Origin of the sequence: Pseudomonas capeferrum, assembly GCF_013523055.1 — a bacterium.
GTDB lineage: Bacteria > Pseudomonadota > Gammaproteobacteria > Pseudomonadales > Pseudomonadaceae > Aquipseudomonas > Aquipseudomonas capeferrum_A.
On the sequence record NZ_JAAMQM010000007.1, the window covers coordinates 157645 to 175754 of the forward strand.

The window sequence follows — 18110 nt, forward strand, 5'->3', positions numbered from 1 at the left end:
TGGATCATGAATTTCAGACAAAGAAAAACCCGGCCGAGGCCGGGTTTTTCATGAGGCGTCAAACCAATTACTTGGCCTGGGCTTCAACCTGTGCTTCTACGCGACGGTTAACAGCGCGACCATCTTCGGTGGCGTTGTCGGCAACCGGACGGGTCTCACCGTAGCCAACCGAATCAACACGGTTGGACTCGACACCGTACTGCTGGGTCAGAACCTGCTTGACGGCGCTGGCGCGACGCTCGGACAGCTTCTGGTTGTAAGCGTCAGGACCGACGGAGTCAGTGTGACCTTCAACAGTGGTGGTGGTCTGTGGGTACTGCTTCATGAAGTCAGCCAGGTTCTTGATGTCGCCGTAGCTGTTTGGCTTCACGACCGACTTGTCGAAGTCGAACTTGACGTCCAGCTCTACACGTACGACTTCGGCGACAGCTGGGCAGCCGTCAGCGTCAACGGTAACGTTGGCTGGGGTGTCAGGGCACTTGTCGACGTTGTCGCAGACGCCATCGTTGTCGCTGTCGGAGCAGACGTCGGCAACTGGAGCCGGAGCAACTGGCTGCTCGGAAGTTTTCGGGCTACCACCGAAGTTCAGGCCGACACCGACGCTAGGTGCCCACTCGGTGTCACCCTGGTCGATGTTGTACTGAGCTTCAACGCCGGCACGGGCGTAGAACATGTCGGTGATGTACCACTTGGCGCCAGCGCCAACGTTGGCGAAGGTGGAGTGGTCACGACCGCCACGGCCAGTCTGGCCCAGGCTCTGGTGCGAGAAACCGGCGGATACGTACGGACGGATAGCGTCGTACGGGTTGTTGAAGTGATAAACGGCGTCAAGAGCGGTGTTGGAGCCCTTGATATTCTTGCCGTCGTCGCCACGCGCGTTGTGTACTTCGTCATAGCCCAGACGCAGTTCGACGTCGTCGGTCAGGAAGTAACCGATCGAGCCACCGAAGAGGTTGCCGTCGTTCTTGAAGTCGCGCTGGCTGTCGAAGAATTCTTTCTTGTAGAAGATTTCGGTTTCGACGGCGCCTTGACCTTGTGCCAGAGCGCCAATCGAGGTGGCGGCAACAAGCGAACCAATGGCCAAGCCCAAGGTGTTTTTCAATTTCATCCGTTAAATCCCCATCTGGTGATAGTTAAGCAGTCCCACCAAAATCCGGGGGGACAACTCGGCGGCAAGTCTAACAGAACTCGCCGGTTGGTTAGAGGTATTTGCGGGCCACTAAGTTTCAGCCAACCCGGCAAATTTCTCGCGCAGCTTGTCGAGCGCGCGTTTGTAACGCATTTTCGTCGCGCTCAGGCCCATGTGCATGATATCCGCGATCTCTTGAAATTCCAGTTCCGCGACAAAGCGCAGCACCAGAATTTCCCGATCGATCGGATTCACGTACACCAGCCATCTATCCAGTCCGCCTTTTTCTTCGGCCTTGGGCGCCTTGTCCTCGGAAGCCTCTTCAACAGGATCCAAGCTCAGGGCGTCCATTAGCCGCCGCTTGCGGCGCTCCTTGCGATACTGGGTAATGCACTCGTTGTAAGTGATGCTGTAGAGCCAGGTCTTGAACTTGGATTTTCCCTCGAAGTTCTTCAGACCGTACAGCACCTTCAACATCACTTCCTGACAGACATCATCAGCATCCCGGTCGTTCCCTAAATAACGTGCACAGACGTTGAACAGGGTACGCTGGTAGCGCCGCATGAGCTCCTCATAGGCGCGGGTCACATGAAACAGCTCCTCATGCGAACGCGCCACCAATTCCTCGTCAGTGAGCTCGCGTGGGTCGTAGCGCATGGGCAGCGATTGAACTTTATTCAAAACGGATCTGGCCGACAGTCAGGTCAATGTCGCCGCTCGACCCCCAAGGGCCATTTTTGCGGCGGCATACATTAACAGCTTTTGGGCAATCAGCGACTGGTCACGCGCTGCTCGAGTAGGATCCGATTCGACATCGACACCAGGTCGCCCTCATCGGTCAGCACAGTGGTCTTGACCGTGCCGATCTCTTCGATCTGCCCTTCGACCTCTCCAATCCGCACCTGCTGGCCAACCTGATAGAGCTCGCGAACATAGATCCCCGCGAGAATCTGTCCAGCGATTTCACGGCTGCCAAGGCCCATGGCCAAGGCAATGGCCAGACCAACGGTAATCAATCCGATGACGATGACATGGTTCAGCAGGTCGGTCTTGACTTCGAGCTGGCTGATGGCCACCGAAATGCTGATGAGGATCACCAGGCCCTGCACGATTCTCCCGAGCCCGGCAGCGTACTCCAGCCCGATGCCTTCGGCGGCGCCGCGGACCAGACCATTGGCCAGTTGCGCCAGCAGCACGCCTGCCAGCAGGACCAATGCGCCACCGAACACCTTCGGCAAGTAGAGAGCGAGCATGTCGAGGGTCGCCGATACCCGTTCCAAGCCCAGCGACTCGGCCGCGGACACCAGGAAGATGAGGAGTACGAACCAGTAGACTATCTTGCCGATCAGCGTCGAAATCGGTACCTGGATGCCGACGCGCCCGAGCATCTTGGTCAGCCCGGTGCCGCCCATCAGGCGATCCAGGCCGAGCTTGGCCAGAAGCTTGGACAGCAGCGTGTCCAGCAGTTTGGCGACCACGAAACCGAGCAGCACCACGACCAGCGCGCCGAACAGGTTGGGGATGAAGTTCGCCACCTTGGTCCATAGGGCGGTCATGGCAGCGACCAGGCTCTGTGTCCAGAGATCAAGTTCCATATTCAATCGGCCTTATCAGCTTTGCCTGCGGCAGGTTTGCGGCGCACCGGCGCGACATGCGCCGAGCCATTGTTCAGGGCGATCATCAATGCCTGGCTGAAACGGCCCAGCAAGGTGAACAGATCGCCCGCGCCGACCTGGCGGTTGGCGGTTTTGAGAACGCGGCCCAGGCAGGCGGCATCGTCCCGGTCATTGCCGGACGGCGACGCCTTGAGCAGGTCGCGCAGGGATTCTTCAAACGGATCGTGCATGGGCACCTCGCGCAATGTCAGTCAAAGACGAGTGTGATGGCCAATGGGTCACACGGGGCCAGGGTCGGAATGTTCCCGGTTGCATCGACCATCGGCGGTGAAGGCTCATCGACCTCTCATACCCAGCGCAAACGTCGAAACAGCCACCACTGCCCCACCGCCAGACCCAGTACGATCAGGCTGGCGTAGAGAAAGCCATAAGGGCTGTCGGAGCCGGGTATGCCGCCGACATTGATACCAAGCAGGCCGGTGACGAAGCTCATGGGCAAGAAGATGCAGGTGATGATACCGAAGCGGTACATGGTTCGATTCATCCGCTCGCTGCGGCGCCGATCCTCGCTTTCAAGCACCAGGGCGGCACGCTCGCGGGTCAGCTCGAGCTCCTCCAGATAACGGATCAGGCTATTGTTCAGCTCGTTCCAGTAGTCGCCGTCGCTGTCGGCGAACCAACTCCACTTATGCCGCGACAGTTGGGCATAGATGTCTCGCTGAGGGGCCAGGAAACGGCGCAACCCGGCAGCCCTGCGACGAATCTGCTGAAGCGTGCCATGCACCGGCGTATACCGTTCGTCGGACTCGACCTTTTCCTCCTCGATATCAACCATCTCGGAGAGGTCGCTGACCAGCGCCTGAACCTTTTCGGTCAGCAACTCGCCCATGACCAGAAGTAGCTCGGAGGCAGTCTTCGGCCCCCGCCCCTCGGCCAACTGCTGGATGATTTCATCGCTGGCGCGCAGCGGCCGCAAGCGCAACGAGATGACACGCCGGGCTTCGGCGAAGATGCGCACCGAGACCATATCCTCGGGTTCGGCGCCAGGATTGAGGTTCACTCCGCGCAGAAACAGCAGCATCTGCTCCTGGCTCAACGGCAACAGCCGCGGACGTGTATTTTCTTCCAGCAGCAGGTCACGGGCGAACTCGCTCAACCCCCCTTCGCGGGAAAGCCAGCTGCGGGTCTGTGGATGACTGCGATCCCAGTGCAGCCAGAGGCTCTGCCCTGCCTGCAACTGCAAGTCGTCCAGTTCGGTCCGGGCTATCGAACGCGCACCACCTTTACCATTGAGCACCAAGGCGTGTACGAGCCCCCACTGCGCGTTGTCTTCCTCGAACATTCCTGCTCCATCAGCGCTCGTGGCGCGTCACTCCGGCATCTGCAAAGGGCTTGGCGAGACGATGACGCCGTTGTTGTCGGCATAGACATACTCGCCCGGACGGAAGGTCACGCCGGCGAAGGTCACGACCACGTTCAGATCGCCGATGCCACGCTTGTCGGTCTTCATCGGGTGACTGGCCAGGGCCTGCACGCCGAGACTGGTCTGCGCCAGTACATCGACATCGCGCACGCACCCGTAGATCACCAAGCCTTCCCAGCCGTTGCGTGCGGCCTTTTCGGCGATCATGTCGCCCAGCAGTGCGCGCCGCAAGGAGCCCCCACCGTCGACGACCAAGACCTTGCCCTTGCCATCCTGCTCGGCCTGTTCCTTGACCAGCGAGTTGTCCTCGAAGCACTTGATGGTGACGATCTGCCCTCCGAAGGAATCGCGACCACCGAAATTGCTGAACATCGGTTCCAGTACCTGGACCAGGTCCGGATAGGCATCGCAGAGGTCGGGGGTGAGGTAGTGCTGCATGGCGAACTCCAATCGATAAGGATGTAGGGGTCTTGCAGGATGACTAGCCTAGCGTCAACCGGACGCTGGCGAAACCATCATCTGCGTCGATCGATGCAGAGCTTCCAAGGGGTTCTCCAGCCAGCGGGCCACCAGCGGCCAGACCTGTTGCTGCGCGGCCTTGCTGACCAGCATGTCGACATGACCGAATGGGTCGAACCCTTCCTCGCGCCCCAGACGCAGGAACTGCTTGCGCGTCCCGCCCCATTGCTCGAAAAGCTTGCGGCAGGCCCACACCGGATCCTGGAAGTCTCCTGCCCCGGCGACGGCAAGCAGCGGCACGTCCACCTCGGCCAAGCCGGCCCACCAGTCACGATCGCGGTCGCCGAAGCGCCCGAACAGACCGTGCCAGCGCAGGTTCTCCAAGGCCAGGCCGATCGGCTCATCTTCCGGACCGCGCTTCAGACGCGTGCCGGACAAGTGAGCGAATCGCTTGAGCAGCAATCGCCCGCCCCAAGCCACGGGCGGCACCTTCAGCGGCCAGTAGGTGCGACTGACCTGGGTTCCGAACAGGGCCACGCTGGCAACCAGCGAAGGGTCCAGGTAGTGCCCACCCAACGCCGCCGCCAAGGTCGTACCGCCCAGCGAATGACCAAGCCAGTGCGGCGCCTGTCCGGTTTTTTCCTGGACGAACGCTGCGATCAGCGGCACGTCATAACGCGCGTAGTCGGCTACCTGGTTGTCGCGCCAATGGCGGTTGCGGGGCGACAAACCATGGCCGCGCATCTCCGGAATCCAGACATCGAAACCCGCGCGCGCCAGGTAGGCGCCCAGGCCAATGCCCTTGGGCGAGTACCAGAAGCGCCGATTGGAAAAACTGCCGTGCACAAGGATGACCGGCACGCCCTGGACACTGCCCTGATGGACGATGCCCAGACGGGTCAATGCCAGTTCGACGCTTGGATCAGGACTGTTGCCGGCCTTGATGCGATAGACATCTTCGCTGAGATCGCCGCGACGCTCGGCACTGAGCAACGCGACGGGAAATAGGGTACTGCTGCTTTGCATAAGAGACTTGCACGAAAAAGGGCGTGAACCATCGCTGGAACTCGCCCTGAGAAAAACCGCAGGGGTGTGACAGGCACGCCCCCTGCATCCATTGCATCAGGCGCTGGTCTGGCCCTCGGCCAGGAAGAACCAGGTCTCGAGTACCGAGTCCGGGTTCAACGACACGCTTTCGATGCCCTGCTCCATCAACCACTTGGCCAGGTCCGGATGATCCGACGGGCCCTGGCCGCAGATGCCAATGTACTTGCCAGCCTTGTTGCACGCCTGGATGGCATTGGCCAGCAGCTTCTTCACCGCCGGGTTACGCTCATCGAACAGGTGGGCGATGATGCCCGAGTCGCGGTCCAGGCCCAGGGTCAGCTGGGTCAGGTCGTTGGAGCCGATGGAGAAGCCGTCGAAGTACTCGAGGAACTCCTCGGCAAGGATGGCGTTGGACGGCAGCTCGCACATCATGATCACGCGCAGGTCGTTGTCGCCGCGGGCCAGGCCGTTCTCGGCGAGCAGGTCGACGACCTGACTGGCTTCGCCCAGGGTGCGCACGAACGGCACCATGATCTCGACGTTGGTCAGGCCCATCTCGTTGCGCACGCGCTTCAAGGCGCGGCACTCGAGCTCGAAGCAGTCACGGAACGACTCGCTGATGTAGCGCGACGCGCCACGGAAGCCCAGCATTGGGTTTTCTTCTTCCGGCTCGTACAGCTTGCCGCCGATCAGGTTGGCATACTCGTTGGACTTGAAGTCCGACAGGCGCACGATGACCTTTTTCGGGTAGAAGGCGGCGGCCAGGGTGCTGATACCTTCGACCAGCTTCTCGACGTAGAAGCCGACCGGGTCGTCGTAACCGGCGATTCGCTTATCGACGCTCTCCTTGAGTTCCGACGGCAGGCCTGCGTAGTTCAGCAGGGCCTTGGGGTGCACGCCGATCATGCGGTTGATGATGAACTCCAGGCGCGCCAGGCCGACACCGGCATTGGGCAGCTGAGCGAAATCGAAGGCGCGATCGGGGTTGCCGACGTTCATCATGATCTTGAACGGCAGGTCGGGCATGGCGTCGACCGAGTTCTGGCGAATATCGAAGCCCAGCTCGCCTTCGAAGATGAACCCGGTATCGCCTTCGGCGCAGGATACGGTGACACCCTGGCCATCCTTGAGCACCTGGGTGGCGTTGCCGCAGCCGACCACGGCCGGGATGCCCAGCTCGCGGGCGATGATCGCCGCGTGGCAGGTACGCCCGCCGCGGTTGGTGACGATGGCGCTGGCGCGCTTCATGACCGGTTCCCAGTCCGGGTCGGTCATGTCGGAGACCAGCACGTCGCCGGGCTTGACCTTGTCCATCTCGGACACGTCGTTGATCACGCGGACCTTGCCAGCACCGATGCGCTGACCGATGGCACGGCCTTCGACCAGGACGGTGCCCTTTTCCTTGAGCAGGTAGCGCTCCATGACGTTGGCGCTGGCACGGCTCTTCACGGTCTCCGGGCGCGCCTGGACGATGTACAGTTGGCCGTCGTCACCGTCCTTGGCCCACTCGATGTCCATTGGGCGCTGGTAGTGCTGCTCGATGATCATGGCCTGCTTGGCCAGCTCGTTGACCTCGGCGTCGCTCAGGCAGAAACGCGCACGCTCGGCGCGGTCGACTTCGACGGTCTTGACCGAGCGACCAGCCTTGGCCTCGTCGCCGTAGATCATCTTGATCGCCTTGCTGCCCAGGTTGCGGCGCAGGATCGCCGGGCGACCGGCCTGCAGGGTGTGCTTGTGCACGTAGAATTCGTCGGGGTTGACCGCGCCCTGGACCACGGTCTCGCCCAGGCCGTAGGCACCGGTGATGAACACCACGTCGCGGAAGCCCGACTCGGTGTCAAGGGTGAACATCACGCCCGCGGTACCGGTTTCCGAACGGACCATGCGCTGCACGCCGGCCGACAGGGCCACCAGCTTGTGGTCGAAGCCCTGATGCACGCGGTAGGCGATGGCGCGGTCGTTGAACAGCGAGGCGAAGACTTCCTTGGCCGCGCGGATCACGTTGTCGACGCCACGGATGTTCAGGAAGGTTTCCTGCTGGCCGGCGAAGGAGGCGTCCGGCAGGTCTTCGGCGGTGGCCGAGGAGCGCACGGCCACCGCCATGTTGTCGTTGCCCTTGGACATTTCGGCGAAGGCGGTACGGATTTCCGCGTCCAGACGCGCCGGGAACTCGGCGTCCATGACCCACTGGCGGATCTGCGCGCCGGTCTTGGCCAGGGCAATGACGTCGTCGACGTCCAGCGCATCGAGCGCGGCATGGATGCGCTCGTTCAGGCCACTCTGATCGAGAAAATCGCGATAGGCCTGAGCCGTAGTCGCAAAGCCGCCGGGTACAGAAACACCGGCACCGGCGAGATTGCTGATCATCTCGCCCAAGGATGCGTTCTTGCCCCCGACGTACTCCACATCGTGGACGCCGAGCTTATCGAGGGAAACTACGTACTCTACCAAGGTGTTCTCTCCACTAACTGTGTTGGAAAAGCTCAGGGCGTCCGTCGGCCCGTCAGGGGTGACCGGACGCGTGTGGCCTGGACCTGGAAAATAAGTGAGAATGCCGGACAACCGTGTTCGGCAAACCGAACCTATCATATCCAGAAACTTTCAGCAGCTTAAGGCCCAGGGTGCAAATGAAACGATCCGCGTTCTTCATCTCCGACGGCACGGGCATCACGGCCGAGACCCTGGGGCAAAGCCTGCTGGCACAGTTCGAAAGCATTCCCTTCAACAAGGCTACCCGTCCTTATATCGACACGCTGGACAAAGCCCGGACCATGGTCCAGCAAATCAACGCGGCGGCCGAGCGCGATGGTGTACGACCGATCATCTTCGACACTATCGTCAACCAGGACATCCGCGAAGTGCTGGCGACCTCCAACGGTTTCATGATCGACATCTTCTCGAGCTTCCTGTCGCCGCTGGAGCAGGAGCTGACGGCTCATTCGTCCTATTCGGTCGGGAAGTCGCACTCGATCAGCGGCAACTCCAACTACATGGAGCGCATCGAGGCGGTCAACTTCGCCCTCGACAACGATGACGGCGCGCGCACCCATTACTACGACAAGGCCGATCTGATCCTGGTGGGCGTATCGCGCTGCGGCAAGACCCCGACCTGCTTGTACATGGCCATGCAGTTCGGCATCCGCGCCGCCAATTACCCGCTGACCGAAGACGACATGGAGCATCTGCAGTTGCCGGTGGCGCTCAAGAAGTACCATCACAAGCTGTTCGGCCTGACCATCGATCCTGATCGCCTGACCGCTATCCGTCACGAGCGCAAGCCCAACAGCCGCTACTCGAGCTTCGCCCAGTGCGAGTTCGAGGTTCGCGAGGTGGAAAGTCTGTTCCGCCGGGAGAACATTCCGAACATCAACTCCACGCATTTCTCGGTCGAAGAGATTTCGGCCAAGATCCTGGTGGAGAAAGGGGTCGAACGGCGGTTCAAGTGAGGGAGCGCAGGGAGAGGGTGATAGCCCAAAGCGCTTGCCAGTAGTTTTCTGGCGCTCTCAAGATCGAGCGCCGCCCGCGCGGTGCTTCGCGGGGTGCATGTCTTTGGGTTTTTTAGCGCCCTTGAGATCGAGCGCCGCCCGCGCGGCGCTTCGCGAGTAAACTCGCTCCCACATTTGTTGCACCGTGCCATGGCCTGTGAGAGAGGCGTTGTCAGCCTTTGGGGCTTGGCTGAAGATTGCATAAAGGCTGTTGCTACCCCCTCGATCTCTTTGTCGTACACACAAGGCTAAGAACTCGACCTATCAGGCCATGGCACGGTGCAACAAATGTGGGAGCGAGTTTACTCGCGAAGCGCCGCGCGGGCGGCGCTCGATCTCAAGGGCGCTAAAATCCAAAGGCATGCACCCCGCGAAGCGCCGCGCGGGCGGCGCTCGATCTCAAGGACGCTAAAATCCAAAGGCATGCACCCCGCGAAGCGCCGCCCGCGCGGCGCTCGATCTCAAGAACGCCATAAAACTACCGGCAAGCGCTTCGCAGCCCTCACCCGACCTTGAGCCCTGCGCATCACCGCCACACTGAAAACCAAAAAGCCCCTTCCGGGGCTTTCTGGTTTCAAACAACGCCATACGCCGCAAGCGGACCACAAGCGATCCACTTGCAGCTCGCCGGTTATCAGGCGGGCACCACGACCCCCTGCCCGCTCATGGCCAGATCGACCAGTTCGCGGTTGGCCACGGCATACATCGCGTAATCGATAGTCGTGGCGTTGCGCAGGTCTTCGAGCATGGCGCGCCAGCGCTCGACCCTGACTCGATGCTGCTCCAGCCACACTGTCACGCGTGCGTCCATGTCCGCGGGCGCATCGTTCATCTGCAACACGGAGATGGTGATCGCACGCTGCTGCAGGTCGATGTCGTCGCGGAACGCCTCGCGGGCTAGGGCCTGCCAGTTGTTTTCCACCGGCAGGTTGCTGATCTCCTGCAAGTACCAGGTCAGGTCCAGGGCACTGCCGACCGCGAAGAAGGCCTTGGCCACTTGCGCCGGCTCCTGGCCGGTAACGTCCGAGGCTTCGATGATCGGCAACAGGGTGTACAGGTGCGTGGTACCGGCAACCATCCGCGCCAGCAGTTCAGGCACGCCAGCCTCGACGAAGCTCTGGTAGCGCACCTGCCAGCGTTCGCGAGTCGGCCCTTCCAGCAATTCGTCGAGCTTGAGCCCCAACTGAGCGATCTTCGGTCCGAAATGGGCGACATCGCGTCCGGCATCCTGCTCGTTGCGCCGGCTGCGCAGGAACCACCGGGTAGCACGGCGGCCCAGGCGCATGAGCTCGTCCATCAAGGTCAGCTGGATCTCGGCCGGGACCTGATAGTCCAGCGCTTCGATCTGGCGGAACCAGTGCGGCAGATGGAAGATATCGCGCACGATCACGTAGGCGCCGGCGACATTGGCCGGGCTCATGCCCGTGGATTCCTTGAGCCGCTGGACGAAGGTAATGCCCATGTTGTTGACCAGATCGTTGGCGATCTGCGTGCTGACGATCTCGCGCTTGAGGCGATGGCGGCGCATGGCCTCGCCGAACTTGCTGACCAGGGACGGCGGGAAGGCCGTCTCCATGTCGCGGGTCAGGTAATCGTCATCCGGCACCTGCGACTTGAGCAGTTGCTCCTTGAGGTCGATCTTGCTGTAGGAAATCAGCACCGACAGCTCGGCGCGAGTCAGGCCCTGCCCGGCGGTCAGACGCTCGGCCAACTGCTCTTCGGACGGGAGAAATTCGATAGGACGGTCAAGCTTGCCCCGCCCTTCGAGATCCGCCATCAGGCGCTTGTACTCGGCAATCCGCTCACGGGCACGACGCGCGGCCAAGGACAGCGCCTGGGTCTGCTTGTAGTTGTTGCCAAGCACCAGCGTGGCGACTTCGTCGGTCATGCTGCCCAGCAGCTGGTTGCGCTGCTTCTCGGTCATGTCGCCATTGTGCACTGCTTCGTTGAGCAGGATCTTGATGTTGACCTCGTGGTCGGAGCAGTCCACGCCGCCAGCGTTATCGATGAAGTCGGTATTGGTCGCGCCGCCCTGCAGGCCGAACTCGACACGGCCCAATTGGGTCATGCCGAGGTTGCCACCCTCGCCCACTACCTTGCAGCGCAGCTCGTTGCCATTGACCCGCAGTGCGTCGTTGGCCTTGTCGCCCACATCGGCGTGGCTCTCGCTGCTGGCCTTGACGTAGGTGCCGATACCGCCGTTCCACAGCAGGTCGACCGGTGCCTTGAGCAGTGCGTTGAGCAACTCGGTCGGCGTCAGGCGGTCGGCCGTGATGGCGAAGCGTTCTTTCATCTGCGGCGAAATCGCGATGCTCTTGGCGCTACGAGGGAAGACCCCGCCACCGTCGGAGATCAGGCTGCTGTCGTAGTCCGTCCAGGCCGAGCGCGGCAGGTCGAACAGACGCTTGCGCTCGGCGAAGCTGCTGGCCGTGTCCGGATCAGGGTCGATGAAAATGTGCAGGTGGTTGAACGCCGCCACCAACTGCAGCTTCTCGGACATCAGCAAGCCATTGCCGAAGACATCGCCGGCCATGTCGCCAATGCCGATCACGGTGATCGGGTCTTCCTGGACATTGATGCCATGCTCGCGGAAGTGCCGCTGCACGCCGACCCACGCACCACGGGCGGTGATGCCCATCTTCTTGTGGTCGTAGCCCGCCGAACCACCCGAGGCAAAGGCGTCGCCCAGCCAGAAGCCATAGTCGATCGCGATGCCGTTGGCGATGTCGGAGAAGGTCGCGGTGCCTTTGTCCGCCGCCACCACCAGGTAGGGGTCGTCGTCATCGTGGCGCACCACGTTGGTCGGCGGCACCACGCCGCCTTCCTTGAGGTTGTCGGTAATGTCCAGCAAGCCGGAAATGAAGATCCGGTAGCAGGCGATACCCTCGGCCTGGATCTCGTCACGGCTGCCGCCCAGCGGCAGGCGACGAGGCAGGAAGCCGCCCTTGGCACCGACCGGGACGATGACCGAGTTCTTGACCTGCTGGGCCTTGACCAGGCCGAGCACCTCGGTACGGAAGTCTTCCTCGCGGTCCGACCAGCGCAGGCCGCCACGCGCCACGTTGCCGAAGCGCAGGTGCACGCCTTCGACACGCGGCGAGTAGACGAAGATTTCGAATTTCGGTACCGGCTTGGGCAGCTCGGGGATCAGCTTGGGATTGAACTTGAAGCTGAAATAGGACTTGCTCTGACCGTTGACGTCCGTCTGGTAGAAGTTGGTACGCAGGGTAGCCTTGATCAGGTCCAGGTAGCGCCGCAGGATGCGGTCTTCGTTGAGCACCTGGACCTCGTCCAAGGCAGTGACGATGGCCTGTTCAAGACGCTGCTGCTTGTCTTCGAGGTCATCGCGCGTCAGCTTGCGCGCCAGGTAGAAGCGGGTCTTGAACAACCGCGTCAGCTCACGGGCGATGTCGGTGTGGTTGTTCAGGGTGCTGGCGATATAACCCAGGTCGAAGCCCAGACGGATCTGCTTGAGGTAGCGGGCATAGGCGCGCAGCAACGCGACATCGCGCCAGGGCAGACCGGCGGTGAGCACCAGGCGGTTGAACGCATCGTTCTCGGCGTCGCCGCCGACAATGTGCACGAAGGCGTCCTGCAGCGTGTCGTTGAGCTGCTGGATATCCAGGTCCAGGCCCTCGCTGTAAGTGAACGCGAAGTCATGGATCCAGTACTCCCGGCCACTGGCATGACGCAGGCGATAAGGGAATTCGCCGAGGACTCGCAGGCCGAGGTTTTCCAGGATCGGCAGCACGTCGGACAGCGCGAGCGGCGTATCGGCGTGGTACAGCTTGCAGTGCAGCAAGCGCTCGCCGAGCTGGGTCAGCGGCTGGTAGAAGCTCATGACCAGCGGCTTGCTCTCGGACAGGGCCAGCACATGCTGCATGTCGACCACCGCCAAGTGGGCGGCGAAGCGCTCCCGGTAGCCGGCCGGGAAGCCCTTCGGGAATTCGGCGAGGATATTGGTGCCCTGAGCCTCCCCAAAGTTCTCCACCACCAGCGTCGAATAGTCATCCTGCCAGGAGCGGCAGGCCTGGATCACTTCGTTTTCAAGCTGCTGGGGATCGATATCGATGCGGTTCTTCGGATCGACCCGCAGGATCAATTGAACCCGCGCCAGTACCGATTCGGAGAAGAAGGTCCAGAACTCGCAGTCGCTGGCCTTCAAGCGGTCCATCAGGACCTGCTGGATCTTCTGCCGCACTTCCGTGGAATAGATTTCCCGCGGCACATAGGCCAGGCAGTAGCAGAATCGACCATACGGGTCCTTGCGCAGGAACACACGGATCTTGTTGCGCTCCTGGATCTGCACGATCGACATGACCGTGCCGAACAGCTCGTCGACCGGAGTCTGGAACAGGTCGTCGCGCGGCAGTACCTCGAGGACCTGGGTCAGCTCCTTGCCCAGGTGGGCCTTGGCGTCGAACCCGGAGCGGCGCTCGACTTCGGCGACCTTGCCACGGATATACGGAATCGAATGCACGCTCTCGCCATACACCGACGAGGTGTAGAGGCCCATGAAGCGGCATTCCTTGATGACCTTGCCTTCGGCGTCCAGCTGGCGGATCGACACGTAGTCCGGGTAGGCCGGACGGTGCACGCGGCTCGGCAGCGCGGCCTTGGCGAAGGACAGCAGCAACGGTTCATTGAGGTAGGCGACGGCGTAGTCTTCGATACGCAGGTCTTCGGCGCTCAGCCCCGCGCGCAGGCGACGGGTCAGCCCCAGGAACGACTGCTCGTCGTAGACCATGCGGCCACCCTGCGCATCGGCCTGCACGGTGAATTCTTCATAGCCGAGGAAGGTGAAGTGGTTGTCCAGCAGCCACTCGAAGAATGCGGTGACCTCGCCTTTCTCGTGATGCGCCGGGCCATAGGGTGTCTGTTCGACCAACGCGGCGACTTCACGCAGCTTGGCTTTCATCGGCTCGAAGTCGGCGACGGCCACCCGCACTTCGGCCAGCACCTGCTCCAGCTCACGGGCAAGAGTCGCCAGCTCGGTGGCATTGGCGCAGCGGTCGATCTCCAGGTACATCAGCGACTCATGGCCGACGCCTTCGCCCTGGGTGCCCTTGGGCAGCAGCTCGAGCAGGTCGCCCCTGTCGTCGCGACGCACGCTCAGTACCGTGGTCTGCAGGGTGTGGATGCTGTAGCCGCGGCGGTTCAGCTCGGTGCGCACGGAGTCGACCAAAAATGGCAGGTCATGGTGCAGCACTTCGACCACGGTATGGGTCGATTGCCAGCCATGACGTTCGTAATCGGGGTTGTAGACCCGGACCTGAGGGTGTTCGGGATCGAAGCGCTCGATGATGCGCCAGGCAGAAAGAGTGCAGCCGACAAGGTCGGAGAGCCGGCGCTGGGTAAGCTCGGCCATGGAAATGATGCCAAAGAACTGTTCGGCGAACAGTGCCACCTGTGGCAGTGACTGTTCGCTGATGTGTTGCGCCAGGGCCGCTTGCAACTGCTGCTGGAAGTCGGCTTTGCTGGCTGCAGTGAAGAACGCCATCTGTGGTACTCCGCTTGGGCTTTTTGTCTGAGTGAAGCGTCGCGTGCGTCCGCCGTGTACGGAATCAACCATAGTCAATCCGTGGTGGCAGGACGATGAAACCAGGCGTTGAACGTGACTGGCACGCTCATCCATTTCGCGGATGGGCATGTGCAAAGACGACTGCGCGCAGGCTGTGTCTTTACGAATGTCCATCGACTGGGCAGCTTAACGACTGACCGGTCGTCAGGGCTTGCAGCGCTGCGACATATTCGGTCAATGCCCGGTAGCCACCTATTCATGGAGCGGCCGAAGGGTGGCAGAATTCCATTTCATTCCTCCGATCGAGTCGCCCATGCAATTGAAAACCGCCCTGCTCTTCGCTACGCCCTGCGACGATGAGGAAGACAACATGGCCACCCTGTGCTGCCACAGCGACCAGGGCCGGATGTTCCTGCTCACTCGCTATCCGGACGAAGACACCGTCGACCTGACGCTGGATGATGAGCCTTCGACGCTCGATGGCTTGAAGGTCACCTTCGGCCCGTCCCGCCTGCTGATCGAGGTGGCCGCCGGCGATAGCGACGCGCTGCGAGGCGATGACCATCTGGAAATTCTCCACGCCACCCCCGCCGGCGACCTCGACGAAGTGGAGTTGACCTTGCGGAACATTCTCGAGGGTACGGGCACATACGTCAGCGAACGCTGAAGCGGGTGCCTGCCGGGTCGCTCGCCGGCACGGCGGGTGCCGAGTCTTCCGACGACTCGGCACCCACGCCAACGCCATTGCCCTCAGACATTGTCGAGACAGACCCGTCCTCCCGCTGCCGGTCGATTGACATAGAAAACGTCCAATGCGGTGTTGCCCTGGTCGAGAGGCGGATTCCAGTGCGCGGAGGTATGAACGTACCGGGCGCTCAGCATCGCGAGCTCGGCCGCGTCCAGGCCTTGATCGCCACGCCGCCCCATCGCATGCTCGCGAAGCTTGCGACAGACCTCTTTCAGCTCCTGCGGTAGACGCAGCTGCTCCCGTTCCTCACCTAGCGCCATCAGCGGAACGTTCTGCTGGCGCGCCATCTCGTACATGATCCGCAGGTAGATGCGTGACAGATGTCCGAACACTTCCCGCTCGCGGACAATGGCCGCAAACACCTGCTTCTCCGGCGCCTCCCCTTTGCGCCGATCTCCCCGCACACATTTCTCCCAGGTTTCGATACGTACCGTCGGGTCACCCTTCATCGAGGCCAACCTGGCGGCGACGCTTGCATAGGCCGCGGTTTTTTCAATGGGTGTGGAGCGCGAGACCCGGTTGGAGCATGGCTTGCACAGCATCACTCGTTCACGCATACGCGGCAGATAGCCTCCACCGATATCCGAATGGGCGCCTGGCAGCCGAATGTCGTTGTCGGTGCGCACCAGCGCGAAATTGGCCCGGTGCTCGTCGGCAGCCACCAACTGCACCACCTTGCCTGCCACGTCCGCACCCAAGCCCAGGCGCAATCCGGCAAAACGTTCGTTGCCTGGGCTGAAGTTGCCCGCCAGAGGCGAGACGACGGCGGCGACCGTATCGAACAGTCCGATAAAGGCGATATCCAGGTCGGCACTCCAGGAAAATTCGCTGACGAACAGGCCGGGATGTCCTTGCAGCGCCTTCGCCAGGCCACTCTGCGGTCCTGTACGCAACTCGTTGGCAAAATGCCTTGCCGCCGCGGCGCCACGGCTGAACCCGAACAAGTCGAAGCGGATCGAGGCGATTCGCCTGGCCGGTTGCGCGAAAGCGGCGCGAACGACCTGCTCGCAAACTGTCGCGACCGCTTGCGCTACACGGTGCCTGATACCGCCCCGCCAGCGCCCCGTCGCCTGCACATACCTTGAATCATCCCCACCGCTGGTGGTGCCGATACCCTCTATGTAGGTCTTGAGGAAAAGATCCCGGCCTGGCTCCCCAATTTCTTCTCTGTAGAGCTCGTAGAGCAATGCCACATTGGTTGGCGCGCTGCCATAACTGCCATGCAAGGCTGGCGTGACTGCGGAGATATCAAAGGAAGCGCTGTCGTCGATCTCGCCGCCCCCGGTCTTCACCGCGTTGTCCCGGTTGTTGCCAGTACCATCGAAAAACACCCCGAACCGCAGATTCACGGCGTGAGGCGGCTGCCTGTCCTTCGTCTCCATCTTCGACCTCCCATCGACAAAAGCCGAATGGAAGGCCAATGAGGTCGAGGGATGAATCAGGCGCTTCGGTAAAGGTCGCAGGCAAAGTCAATGCAAGGCAGGTAAAGAAAAAACCAGCCGCGTGGCACTGCCGCCTACGGCCTGACGTCGACAAGTCTCATGCAGGCGTGAACGGGCGGCAGGCGCCCGGCTACGGTCCCGTGGCGTCCATCTCGCATGGCTGGAGGAGAAATTTCCGTATCGCCATTGGTCGCCGCCCCTCCGGATGCATTAAAGTATCAGACCCGCCCGGGTACCAGCGTCCCAGCTTGCCCCGGCCTTTTTCCAGGAACCGTCGACGATGGAACACCGTGAAGCGCTGAACGCGCTGCGCACTTTTCTTTCCACCCAGATCCTTGGTCAGGAGAAGCTGGTCGATCGTCTGCTGATCGTGCTCCTGGCCGACGGCCACATGCTGGTCGAAGGAGCGCCGGGGTTGGCCAAGACAAAGGCCATCAAGGAACTCGCCGAGGGTGTCGAGGCGCAGTTCCATCGTATCCAGTTCACCCCGGACCTGCTGCCCGCCGACATCACCGGTACCGAGATCTATCGCCCGGAGACCGGCAGCTTCGTGTTCCAGCAAGGCCCGATCTTCCATAACCTGGTGCTGGCGGACGAAATCAACCGCGCCCCGGCCAAGGTACAGTCGGCGCTGCTCGAAGCCATGGCCGAGCGCCAGGTCAGCGTCGGGCGCAGCACCTATGACCTGTCGCCGCTGTTCCTGGTCATGGCCACCCAGAACCCGATCGAGCAGGAAGGCACCTACCCCTTGCCCGAGGCCCAGCTCGACCGCTTCCTGATGCATGTGAAGATCGGTTTTCCCGATGCCGCGGTCGAGCGACGGATTCTTCAGCAGGCGCGAGGCGAAGCGCTCAATGGCGAGACCAAGCCGGAGCGGCGAGTCAGCCAACAGGCGATCTTCGCCGCGCGCAAGGAGATCCTCGGCCTGTACATGGCCGATGCCGTGGAGGAGTACCTGGTGCAGTTGGTGATGGCCACGCGCACCGCGGCCAAGTTCGATGCCGAGCTCGCCGACTGGATCGCCTACGGCGCCAGCCCACGGGGCTCGATCGCGCTGGATCGCTGCGCGCGCGCCCATGCCTGGCTCGCGGGACGCGATTTCGTGAGCCCCGAGGACATCCAGGCGGTGCTGTTCGACGTGCTGCGTCATCGCATCATCCTCTCGTTCGAGGCCGAAGCGGCAGGCGTCGACCAGGACCGCGTGGTCCAGCGCATTCTCGACGTCGTCGCTGTCGCCTGA

13 protein-coding genes are annotated in these 18110 nt (G+C 61.9%); 3 read left to right on the top strand and 10 right to left on the bottom strand.

Translation table 11 applies throughout. The annotated features are described in order from the left end of the window. Window positions 1-67 precede the first annotated feature (67 nt). The 8 genes from G7009_RS10155 to ppsA all read right to left on the bottom strand — a co-directional run bounded on the left by G7009_RS10155 (window position 68) and on the right by ppsA (window position 8125). Window positions 68-1108, bottom strand: a complete 1041-nt coding sequence (locus G7009_RS10155) for an OmpA family protein (protein WP_181129862.1) — start codon at window positions 1106-1108, stop codon at window positions 68-70. Between the two features lie 111 nt (window positions 1109-1219). Then, the gene (sigX, locus tag G7009_RS10160; protein ID WP_181129863.1) at window positions 1220-1810 is read right to left on the bottom strand and encodes an RNA polymerase sigma factor SigX; all 591 of its coding nucleotides are present in this window, start codon (window positions 1808-1810) and stop codon (window positions 1220-1222) included. Between the two features lie 89 nt (window positions 1811-1899). After that, window positions 1900-2724, bottom strand: coding sequence for a mechanosensitive ion channel family protein (locus G7009_RS10165; protein WP_181129864.1), 825 nt, complete (start codon window positions 2722-2724; stop codon window positions 1900-1902). A 2-nt stretch (window positions 2725-2726) separates the two neighbouring features. Further along, entirely contained in the window at window positions 2727-2975 is a 249-nt protein-coding gene (locus G7009_RS10170) for a CrfX protein (RefSeq protein ID WP_181129865.1), read from the bottom strand. A gap of 116 nt (window positions 2976-3091) precedes the next feature. Further along, the gene (locus G7009_RS10175; RefSeq protein WP_181129866.1) at window positions 3092-4087 is read right to left on the bottom strand and encodes a zinc transporter ZntB; all 996 of its coding nucleotides are present in this window, start codon (window positions 4085-4087) and stop codon (window positions 3092-3094) included. Between the two features lie 27 nt (window positions 4088-4114). Then, window positions 4115-4606 (bottom strand): ribonuclease E activity regulator RraA, encoded by a 492-nt coding sequence (rraA, locus tag G7009_RS10180; RefSeq protein WP_181129867.1) that lies wholly within the window; start codon window positions 4604-4606, stop codon window positions 4115-4117. Window positions 4607-4660: 54 nt separating this feature from the next. After that, window positions 4661-5653 carry an alpha/beta fold hydrolase gene (locus G7009_RS10185; protein WP_181129868.1) on the bottom strand — a complete coding sequence of 331 codons (993 nt, stop codon included), beginning with the start codon at window positions 5651-5653 and terminating at the stop codon, window positions 4661-4663. Window positions 5654-5749: 96 nt separating this feature from the next. Continuing rightward, window positions 5750-8125: a phosphoenolpyruvate synthase gene (gene ppsA, locus G7009_RS10190; RefSeq protein WP_181129869.1), complete on the bottom strand. Its 2376-nt coding sequence runs from the start codon at window positions 8123-8125 to the stop codon at window positions 5750-5752. A 176-nt stretch (window positions 8126-8301) separates the two neighbouring features. Here ppsA and ppsR point away from each other — a divergent pair, with 176 nt between their 5' ends. Then, the gene (ppsR, locus tag G7009_RS10195; protein WP_181129870.1) at window positions 8302-9120 is read left to right on the top strand and encodes a posphoenolpyruvate synthetase regulatory kinase/phosphorylase PpsR; all 819 of its coding nucleotides are present in this window, start codon (window positions 8302-8304) and stop codon (window positions 9118-9120) included. 673 nt (window positions 9121-9793) lie between these two features. Here ppsR and G7009_RS10200 read toward each other — a convergent pair. Further along, window positions 9794-14659: an NAD-glutamate dehydrogenase gene (locus tag G7009_RS10200; RefSeq protein ID WP_181129871.1), complete on the bottom strand. Its 4866-nt coding sequence runs from the start codon at window positions 14657-14659 to the stop codon at window positions 9794-9796. Between the two features lie 334 nt (window positions 14660-14993). Here G7009_RS10200 and G7009_RS10205 point away from each other — a divergent pair, with 334 nt between their 5' ends. After that, window positions 14994-15347, top strand: coding sequence for a hypothetical protein (locus tag G7009_RS10205; protein WP_181129872.1), 354 nt, complete (start codon window positions 14994-14996; stop codon window positions 15345-15347). A gap of 83 nt (window positions 15348-15430) precedes the next feature. Here the strand turns inward: G7009_RS10205 and G7009_RS10210 are convergent, their stop codons facing one another. Continuing rightward, window positions 15431-16810, bottom strand: a complete 1380-nt coding sequence (locus G7009_RS10210) for a T6SS phospholipase effector Tle1-like catalytic domain-containing protein (RefSeq protein WP_181129873.1) — start codon at window positions 16808-16810, stop codon at window positions 15431-15433. 340 nt (window positions 16811-17150) lie between these two features. On the opposite strand from G7009_RS10210, the gene G7009_RS10215 reads away from it, so the two are divergent. Further along, window positions 17151-18110 (top strand): AAA family ATPase, encoded by a 960-nt coding sequence (locus G7009_RS10215; protein WP_181129874.1) that lies wholly within the window; start codon window positions 17151-17153, stop codon window positions 18108-18110.

Bases quoted from the DNA above. Each gene is read 5' to 3' on its own strand.
- G7009_RS10155 (WP_181129862.1), bottom strand. From the start codon at position 1,108: ATGAAATTGAAAAACACCTTGGGCTTGGCCATTGGTTCGCTTGTTGCC.
- G7009_RS10165 (WP_181129864.1), bottom strand. From the start codon at position 2,724: ATGGAACTTGATCTCTGGACACAGAGCCTGGTCGCTGCCATGACCGCC.
- G7009_RS10170 (WP_181129865.1), bottom strand. From the start codon at position 2,975: ATGCACGATCCGTTTGAAGAATCCCTGCGCGACCTGCTCAAGGCGTCG.
- G7009_RS10175 (WP_181129866.1), bottom strand. From the start codon at position 4,087: ATGTTCGAGGAAGACAACGCGCAGTGGGGGCTCGTACACGCCTTGGTG.
- rraA (WP_181129867.1), bottom strand. From the start codon at position 4,606: ATGCAGCACTACCTCACCCCCGACCTCTGCGATGCCTATCCGGACCTG.
- G7009_RS10185 (WP_181129868.1), bottom strand. From the start codon at position 5,653: ATGCAAAGCAGCAGTACCCTATTTCCCGTCGCGTTGCTCAGTGCCGAG.
- ppsR (WP_181129870.1), top strand. From the start codon at position 8,302: ATGAAACGATCCGCGTTCTTCATCTCCGACGGCACGGGCATCACGGCC.
- G7009_RS10200 (WP_181129871.1), bottom strand. From the start codon at position 14,659: ATGGCGTTCTTCACTGCAGCCAGCAAAGCCGACTTCCAGCAGCAGTTG.
- G7009_RS10205 (WP_181129872.1), top strand. From the start codon at position 14,994: ATGCAATTGAAAACCGCCCTGCTCTTCGCTACGCCCTGCGACGATGAG.
- G7009_RS10210 (WP_181129873.1), bottom strand. From the start codon at position 16,810: ATGGAGACGAAGGACAGGCAGCCGCCTCACGCCGTGAATCTGCGGTTC.
- G7009_RS10215 (WP_181129874.1), top strand. From the start codon at position 17,151: ATGGAACACCGTGAAGCGCTGAACGCGCTGCGCACTTTTCTTTCCACC.